The sequence below is a fragment of the Flectobacillus sp. genome (assembly GCF_049240685.1).
In the GTDB taxonomy this organism is placed as follows: domain Bacteria; phylum Bacteroidota; class Bacteroidia; order Cytophagales; family Spirosomataceae; genus Flectobacillus.
In genome coordinates this window covers 1-2,729 of the sequence record NZ_JBMLSD010000283.1, presented here as the reverse complement: position 1 = coordinate 2,729, position 2,729 = coordinate 1, and the positions used below count along the sequence as shown (strand labels likewise).

Below are 2,729 nucleotides of genomic sequence, written 5' to 3'. Positions count from 1 at the left end.
GATTTGCGCATATCTTCACGGCGCTTTAGGTATTTCTCGTATTGTGCGGCAGTTAATACTTCACTCATTTCATGATCTTTATCTTTCATGAGTTTGTCCATAATCTCCCTATTTTTCTGCATATCCTTTTCCGATGGACGACCATCTTCAGAGGTATTTCTTGCTCTAGAACGCATTTGTTTTTGCATAAAATCTGTCTGAGCCAAGGCATATTTCGTCGAAATGTCTGTTACTCGGTCAACCTGCTCAGGATTGAGTTTGAGCTTTTTCTTCATCCACTTTACTTCCTGTTCTACCATTTTTTCTGGGTCTGGCGGCTCAGGAGTACGTCCTTCAAAATCTGGACGCATACCACCTCCTCCGCCTTGCGGAGGACCTCCACCAAATTGGGCATAGGTTGTTAACGAAAAGCAGAAAGCCGCTATAAAAGCAAAAGCACCAAGTGTTTTCTTCATCATTTTCATGGTTATTGATTGTTAGCCTACCGAGTTTGGGGGTTTATCAACCTCGACTTGCATGCTTTGTCGAGGTTTGTTTTTGAGACTCAGTAGATTGTTTTTATGCTAAATCAACGCCACGATTGGCACACTATGATGATGTCTGATACACTTGGTACTTTTTTGTAGAAAAGCCTTAAAAATCTGTCTATCTATTGACTCCACTCAGTTGGAGTGCGATCCCAACGATGTCCTTTTAGTTCTTGTAAAAGTTGTGCAGAAAGTCCTTTCCCATCACTGCAACCCATATTTGACTCCACATTACGGATTTTTCTCATTCCCGGAATCGTTGTAGAAATATCTGGGTTACTCAAAATAAAGCGAATCGCCATTTCGGCCATACTCATCCCCGCAGGAATCAATGGACGCAAAGCATCGGCATGGTCTACGCTTGAATTGAGGTTTTCAGGAACAAAATAGGTCGAGCGCCAATCTTCTGCTGGGAAAACGGTTTCCTTCGTCAAATTGCCAGTCAACGTGCCTTCGTCAAATGGTACACGGGCAATTACAGCGATATTCTTTTCACGACACAATGGCAACAAAGCATCCTCTGGATTTTGGTCAAATATGTTGTAAATCACCTGAACTGCATCAATCAAATCTGTCCTTAAAGTCTCCAAGCAGTTGTTAGGCTCCCAGCGGTTGACACTCAAGCCCCAAGACAACACTTTTCCGTCTTTCGTCAATTTGGTAATAGCTTCTTTCCACTCGTCATGCTGTGCCCAAGCGTCCTCCCACACATGGAATTGCTGCAAATCGATAGCCTCCACCCCAAGGTTTTTCAAGCTTTTTTCGGTGTATTCAACAATATAATCCGCAGGAAAAACGTCAGCGATATTGAAATGTGCTTTCGAAGGCCAAATTCTGTTTTTAGGTGGAATTTTTGTAGCGACATACAACTTTTTCTCAGCATGTCTCTTGAGTGTTTTATTCAAAATCTCTTCACTCAAACCATCACCATAAGCCCATGCTGTATCAAAAAAGTTACAGCCCAATTCAATAGACTTATCCAAGGCATTGTTTACCTCTTGTTCTTCAGAACCTGTCCAGCCAGCCATACCCCACATACCATAACCTACCTCGCTCACTTGCCAGCCTGTACGACCAAATTTTCTGTATTCCATATTCAAAGTGTTTTGATTGTATATCAATACCTCAAATTTCTTGGATTTTTTACAGAGTTTATGAGAAAGTAGAAAGGTTTATTTACGAAATCGTTTTCGAAAGAAATTGAGTAGATTCTCTAGGAATAATTTCCGAATGAAGCATAATAGACTGAAAACTCGGGGTTTTCTTTGGTTTTTCAATTTGTGTAATAAGCAATTCCGTGGCTTTTTCGCCCATTTCTGTAGCAGGATGCTTTACTGTAGTGAGGGGAGGATTCAAAACCGTAGCTAATGGAAAATCGCAAAAAGACAATACTTTCAACTCCTTAGCGATTGAAATACTACCCGACTTACAAGCCAACCACAAAGGCGTCACCAATTCCTCGACCGAGGCAATAACTCCATCAAAAGACTTTTCTCGTAGTAATTGGGAAAAAGTAGCATCCGAAATTTCTTTGGGTATCTCTACAATATGGGTTTCGGGATTAACGATATTTTTTTCTGAAAGCGCTTTTAAAAAGCCTTGCTGTCGAAGATTTAAGGTAGAATTAGATATCCCATTCAACAAATAACCAATTTGTCGGCAACCACTTTCCCACAGATGATATACCGCTTTGTAGCCCAACTCAAATTCATTCGTTACAACCTTTTGAGCCTGAATATCCTGTGGAACGCGATCGAAAAACACTAATGGAATATCTTGAGATAGGAGATTTTGGATATGCGAAAACTCCTGCGTTTCGAGTGCTAAGGACATCAAAAGCCCGTCTATGCGTCCCAATTGCAAGTTTTCAAGAATCATTTTTTCTTTTTCAAAACTCTCATTGGATAAATAAATCAGGACATGATAGCCCTTTACACGTGCCACCGATTCGATACCCTTGATGACTGAGGCAAAAAAGCTATTTCCTACCTCGGGAATAACAACCGCGATAGTTTTGCTTTTGTTATTGCGCAAGCCACTCGCATGAGGATTGGGAGAATATTGATATTTTGTAGCCAACTCCAACACCCTACGCTTAGTTTCTTCACTAATTTCATAGCTATCATTCAAAGCCTTCGAAACAGTACTTGTCGAAACATTAAGCTCTTTGGCAAGGGTTTGGATATTGATTTTGGTTTTCAA

General features: G+C 40.7%; 3 protein-coding genes. All 3 read right to left on the bottom strand.

From position 1 onward, the window contains the following. A partial coding sequence (locus tag ACOVQ4_RS12985) for a hypothetical protein (RefSeq protein WP_421821064.1) occupies positions 1-458 on the bottom strand: 458 nt, incomplete at its 3' end. A gap of 191 nt (positions 459-649) precedes the next feature. Then, entirely contained in the window at positions 650-1,621 is a 972-nt protein-coding gene (locus tag ACOVQ4_RS12980; RefSeq protein WP_421821063.1) for an aldo/keto reductase, read from the bottom strand. Positions 1,622-1,703: 82 nt separating this feature from the next. Next, positions 1,704-2,729 (bottom strand): LacI family DNA-binding transcriptional regulator (locus ACOVQ4_RS12975; protein WP_421821062.1); only part of this gene is annotated, 1,026 nt, incomplete at its 5' end.